This is a genomic window from Kineococcus vitellinus, from assembly GCF_009906315.1.
GTDB lineage: Bacteria > Actinomycetota > Actinomycetes > Actinomycetales > Kineococcaceae > Kineococcus > Kineococcus vitellinus.
This window is the reverse complement of the sequence record NZ_JAAALL010000309.1, coordinates 1-4,930: the sequence shown is the minus strand read 5'-3', so window position 1 is coordinate 4,930 and position 4,930 is coordinate 1. Positions and strand designations below refer to the sequence as shown.

Below are 4,930 nucleotides of genomic sequence, written 5' to 3'. Positions count from 1 at the left end.
GGCGTACTCCATCGCCGGCGCAGCCAGCCGACGAGCGGGGCCAGGATCGAGAAGAGGACGGCGACGCCGGCGATGGAGTACGCCAGCGAGCGCACCCACGGCAGCGAGTCGGCCGCGTAGCCGGCCAGCACCAGCAGCGCCCCCCACGAGAGGGCGCCGACGACGTTGGCGCTGGCGAACTTCGCGTAGGGCATCGCGGCGGTGCCGGCGATGATCGGGGTGAAGGCCCGCAGCCACGGGATGTAGCGGCAGCCCACGACGGCGAACCAGCCGTAGCGCTCGTAGAAGGCCTCGGCCCGCGGCAGGTGCTGCGCGGCCCTGCCGGCGCGGCGCAGCAGCCACGGCCTGCCCAGCCGGCGCCCCGACCAGTAGCCCACCGTGTCGCCGACCACGGCGGCCAGCGTGACGCCGACGACGAGCACCGGCAGGGACAGCGGGGAGCCGTCGCGGGCGGCGAGCAGGCCGGCCGTGAACAGGACGGTGCTGCCGGGCAGCCAGAAGCCGACGAGGGTGCCCGTCTCGGCGAAGACGATGCCGAAGACGAGGGCGTACACCCCGTAGGCCCCGAGCTCCTCGAGGTTCGGGTCGGCGAGCTGGGACAGCCACTCGGACACGGGGCGCCCCGCTCAGCCGGCCAGCAGGGCCAGCTGGGACCGCTCGCCGTCGCCGAGCCGCCGCGGGCGCCCGGCCGCGAAGTCGTAGGCCACGCACGTCGTCGTGGCGCGCACGTAGGTGCGCAGCTCCCCGACGGCCGCCTCGTCGGGTTCGAGGACCTCGTAGGAGACCTCGAAGCTCGCCCCGCCGGTGCGGCTGACCCACAGGTCCACGGCCACCGGCTCCAGGCGGTAGTCCAGGGGGCTGAGGTAGTCGACGGTGTGGCGGGCGACGACCATGCCGGTGGCGAGCATGGGCACCCCGCCGTCGCGGTGGGCCATGCCGAAGGCCCGCACGCGCGCCTCCTCGAGCAGGCGCAGCACCTCGACGTTGTTGACGTGGCGGTAGGCGTCCATGTCCCCCCACCGCAGGGACAGCAGGAGACGCTGACGGGCCATCCCGTCATCCTGCCCGGTGGGTGCTCAGCGCTGGGTCTCGGGGGCCTTGTCGTCCACGGGCGCGACCTGCGCGGGGATGCGGGCGGCCCTGCGCTCCTTGGCGCGGGCGCGCAGGACCTCGATGCCGATGGGGACCAGCGAGACGACGACCAGGGCCAGCAGGCCGATCTCGATGTTCTCGCGCACGAGGGCGATGCTGCCCAGGCCGTAGCCGAGGACCGTCACGCCCGTGCCCCACAGGACGGCGCCGATGCCGGAGAAGAGGAAGAAGGTGCGCCGGTGCATGCGCCCGGCGCCGGCCGCGACGGTGATGAAGGTGCGCACGACCGGCACGAAGCGGGCCAGGATGATCGCCCGGGCGCCGTACTTGGCGAAGAACGCCTGCGTCTGCTCCACGTGCTTGCGCTTGAAGATCCGCGAGCCCGGCCGGTCGAAGATCGCCGGGCCGGCCTTGCGGCCGATCTCGTAGCCGGTGACGTTGCCGGCGAAGGCGGCCACCGACAGCACGAGGCAGACGAACCACAGCGGGTGCGGCACGAAGCCCTCGTGCTGGAAGAGCCCGACGGTGAACAGCAGCGAGTCGCCCGGCAGGAAGAAGCCGACGAGCAGGCCGCACTCGGCGAAGACGACGAGGGCCGCGCCCCACAGGGCCCACCCTCCGAGCGAGTTCAGCAGCCCGGTCGGCTCCAGCCAGTCCGGCAGCAGCGCGGGGGCCGCGGCGGGGACGGCGGCGGACACGACGGCCGAGACGTCGGCGAGCAAGGGCACGTGCTCCAGGGTAAGTCCGCCCCGGAGCGCCGGGAACGGCTGCGGCCGATGATCAGCCCAGGGGATGACGTGAGCTGCGTGGACGTGCGGACGGGGTCCACCGTGCGGCGGACCCCGTCCGGGTGAGGCTCGGCCGGACGGCGGTCCACGACCGCCGTCCGGCGTGCCCGCTCAGAGCGTGCGGGCGAACGGGTCCCAGTCGTCCGGCAGCGGCGCGGCCTTCTCGACCGTGCTGGCGACGTCGACGAACCGCCGGGTGCGCACCGACTCGTCGATGGCCACCATGACGTCGAGGACGTGGTGGGCCAGCGAGCCCTGCACGCGGTGCGGGCGCCCGGCGCGCAGCGCGCGCGCCATCTCCAGCACCCCGGTGCCGCGGGTGGACTGCGCCTTGGTGGAGGCCAGGACCTCCCAGTCCTCGCCCCCCTTGCGCATGATCCGCACGTCGCCGTCGAAGTTGTTCGGGTCCGGCAGCGCCAGCGTCGCCTCGGTGCCGCTGATCTCGACGAAGCCGTGCCGCTGCAGCTGGGAGTCGAAGCTGAAGGTGCTCTGCGAGCTCTGGCCGCTGCTGAAGCGGGCCAGGGCGCTGACGTGCGTGGGGACGGTCACCTCGAAGCTCTCGCCCGCCTTGGGGCCGGAGCCGATGACGCGCGACTCGCGCGACGTGGAGCCGATCGCGGCGACGGACTCGACCGCCCCGAAGGCCTGCACGAGCGTCGTCACGTAGTAGGGGCCGATGTCGAACAGCGGCCCCGCGCCGGTCTGGAAGAGGAAGGCCGGGTTGGGGTGCCAGGACTCCGGCCCGGGCGACTGCATGAGCGTCAGCGCCGTCAGCGGCGTGCCGATGTCGCCGCGGGCGAGGGCCTTGAGCGCGGTCTGCAGGCCGGTGCCGAGGAAGGTGTCGGGGGCGCAGCCCAGGCGCAGGCCCGCCGCGTCCGCCGCGCCGAGCAGCCGCTGGCCGCCCTCGAGGTCCAGGGCGACGGGCTTCTCGCTCCACACGTGCTTGCCGGCCGCCAGGGCCTGCAGGGAGACGTCGACGTGGGCGGAGGGGATCGTCAGGTTGACGACGATCTCGACCTCGGGGTCCTCCAGCACGGCGTCGATGCCGCCGTGGCGGGGGACGCCGTGCTCCTCGGCGCGCGCCTTGGCGGCCTCGGGGAAGAGGTCGCCGACGGCCTGCACCCGCACGTCGGGGAAGCTCGTGAGGTTCTCGAGGTAGGTGCCGCTGATGACGCCGGCGCCGATGATGCCGATGCCGACGGGTCCGGTGCGCTGCTCGCTCATGCCAGGGCCTTCGTGAGGTGCTGGTAGCTGGCGGCGACGGCGTCGAAGACGTCGCCGGTGGTGTCGTCGAGCTCGACGACGCCGAGGTCGACCCCGCCGGCGGCGGCGATGATGGCGGCCACGTCGAGGCTGCCGGTGCCGAGGGCGACCTGCGCCTTGGTGTCCATCGTGCCGTCGCCGTCCTTGAGGTGGACGGCCTTGACGCGCGAGCCGAGGCGGCCGAGCAGCTCGGGCACGTCGGCGCCGCCGACGACCGCCCAGTAGGTGTCGACCTCCAGGGCGACGGAGTCGTCGAGGGAGTCGGCCAGGACCTCCAGCGCGTGCCGGCCGCCGATGCGGTTCTCCAGCTCGAACTGGTGGTTGTGGTAGCCGATGGTCACGCCCGCGTCGGCGGCCTTCGCGGCGGCGGCGTTGAGCTCGGCGGCGATCGCCGCGACGTCCTCGGCGCTGGTCCAGCGCGCGGGGTCCACGTGCGGCTCGACGACGAGGGTGGTGCCGGTCTTGGCGGCGGCGGCCAGGACGGCGTCGACGTCGCCGCCGACGACCTTGGCGTGGGCGCTGGGGGCGCTGAGGCCGTGCTCGGCCAGCAGCGGGGCGAGCGCGTCGGCGGAGTCGGCCAGCCCGAAGGGCTCGACCTTGCGGAACCCGAAGCCCGCCAGCCGCGCCAGCGTGCCGCCCAGGTCCGCGGCCAGCGCCTCGCGGACGGTGTACAGCTGCACGGAGACCTTGTCGATGGTCAGTGTCTGATCGGCCATGGGGGGTAGTTCTCGTCCTCTCGGGTCCACCTCGCAGGGCGACCCTCTCTGGACGCCCTCGTCCCGGCGCGGACGGGGCCGAACCGGTTCAGTCACGGTACGGGCAGGGCCCCGTCCGGCGCCAGTGCCTGCGGCGCGCGGCTTACGATCGGGCGGTGAGCGACGCACTGACCGAGGACGAGCTGCGCTTCCTGCAGGAGACCTTCGACCTGGCGCGCGCGGGCCGCACGGCCGAGCTCGCCGAGCGCGTCGACGCGGGCGTGCCGGTGGACCTCACGAACTCCGGCGGCGACACGCTGCTGCTGCTGGCGGCCTACCACGTGCACCTCGACACCGTCCGCGCGCTGCTGGAGCGCGGGGCCGACCACTCCCGCGTCAACGACAAGGGGCAGACGGCGCTCGGGGCCGCGGTCTTCCGCCGCTCCGCGGACGTCGTCACCGCGCTGCTGGAGGCGGGCGCCGACCCGGCCCTGGGCCGCCAGTCCGGCCTCGCCGTCGCCGAGGTCTTCGAGCTGCCGGAGATGGCCGAGCTGCTGCGCTCGCACGGGACCCGTCCCGCCTGACCCGACCACCCCGCCGGCCGCGCGTGCGGTCGCGAGGGGCTCCTGGAGCCGCACCTGCGGCTAGGCTGGGCGCGTGCCGCTGTACCGCGTCCGCGAGGTCGCCGACCTGCTCGGCGTCTCCGACGACACCGCCCGCCGCTGGGTGGACGCCGGCGCGCTGCCGAGCACCCTCGACGCCGGCGGGCGCACCGTCGTCGACGGCGCCGCGCTGGCGGCCTTCGCCGTCGAGCACGCCGCCGCGGCGGCCAGCGACCCGGCCGCCGTGCGGCGCTCGGCGCGCAACCGCTTCACCGGCCTGGTCACCCGCGTGGTCGCCGACGGCGTCATGGCGCAGGTGGAGATGCAGTGCGGCCCGCACCGCGTCGTCTCGCTCATGAGTCGCGAGGCCGCCGAGGAGCTGCACCTGGAGCCCGGCAGCCGCGCCACCGCCGTCGTGAAGGCCACCACGGTCGTCGTCGAGACCGCGCAGGGCCGCTCGTGAGGGTGCGCGCCCGCGGAGGAGCCGCAC

Annotated in this window: 7 protein-coding genes; 2 read left to right on the top strand and 5 right to left on the bottom strand. The window is 74.6% G+C overall.

The window, feature by feature from the left end; translation table 11 throughout:
* The 5 genes from GTQ99_RS19670 to GTQ99_RS19650 form a co-directional block, all read right to left on the bottom strand.
* Positions 1 to 614, bottom strand: a 614-nt coding sequence (locus GTQ99_RS19670; RefSeq protein WP_205707850.1) for a VTT domain-containing protein, incomplete at its 3' end; no start/stop codon positions are given.
* A gap of 12 nt (positions 615 to 626) precedes the next feature.
* The gene (locus GTQ99_RS19665) at positions 627 to 1,052 is read right to left on the bottom strand and encodes an acyl-CoA thioesterase (RefSeq protein WP_166617401.1); all 426 of its coding nucleotides are present in this window, start codon (positions 1,050 to 1,052) and stop codon (positions 627 to 629) included.
* A 24-nt stretch (positions 1,053 to 1,076) separates the two neighbouring features.
* Positions 1,077 to 1,814: a DedA family protein gene (locus GTQ99_RS19660; RefSeq protein ID WP_240897794.1), complete on the bottom strand. Its 738-nt coding sequence runs from the start codon at positions 1,812 to 1,814 to the stop codon at positions 1,077 to 1,079.
* A gap of 177 nt (positions 1,815 to 1,991) precedes the next feature.
* Positions 1,992 to 3,104 carry a Gfo/Idh/MocA family protein gene (locus GTQ99_RS19655; RefSeq protein WP_166617399.1) on the bottom strand — a complete coding sequence of 371 codons (1,113 nt, stop codon included), beginning with the start codon at positions 3,102 to 3,104 and terminating at the stop codon, positions 1,992 to 1,994.
* Entirely contained in the window at positions 3,101 to 3,859 is a 759-nt protein-coding gene (locus GTQ99_RS19650) for a sugar phosphate isomerase/epimerase family protein (protein ID WP_166617398.1), read from the bottom strand. Before GTQ99_RS19650 ends, GTQ99_RS19655 begins: the two co-directional genes overlap by 4 nt.
* Positions 3,860 to 4,014: 155 nt before the next feature.
* Here GTQ99_RS19650 and GTQ99_RS19645 point away from each other — a divergent pair, with 155 nt between their 5' ends.
* Positions 4,015 to 4,422: an ankyrin repeat domain-containing protein gene (locus GTQ99_RS19645; RefSeq protein ID WP_166617397.1), complete on the top strand. Its 408-nt coding sequence runs from the start codon at positions 4,015 to 4,017 to the stop codon at positions 4,420 to 4,422.
* Between the two features lie 73 nt (positions 4,423 to 4,495).
* Positions 4,496 to 4,903, top strand: coding sequence for a TOBE domain-containing protein (locus tag GTQ99_RS19640; RefSeq protein WP_166617396.1), 408 nt, complete (start codon positions 4,496 to 4,498; stop codon positions 4,901 to 4,903).
* Positions 4,904 to 4,930: the final 27 nt, after the last annotated feature.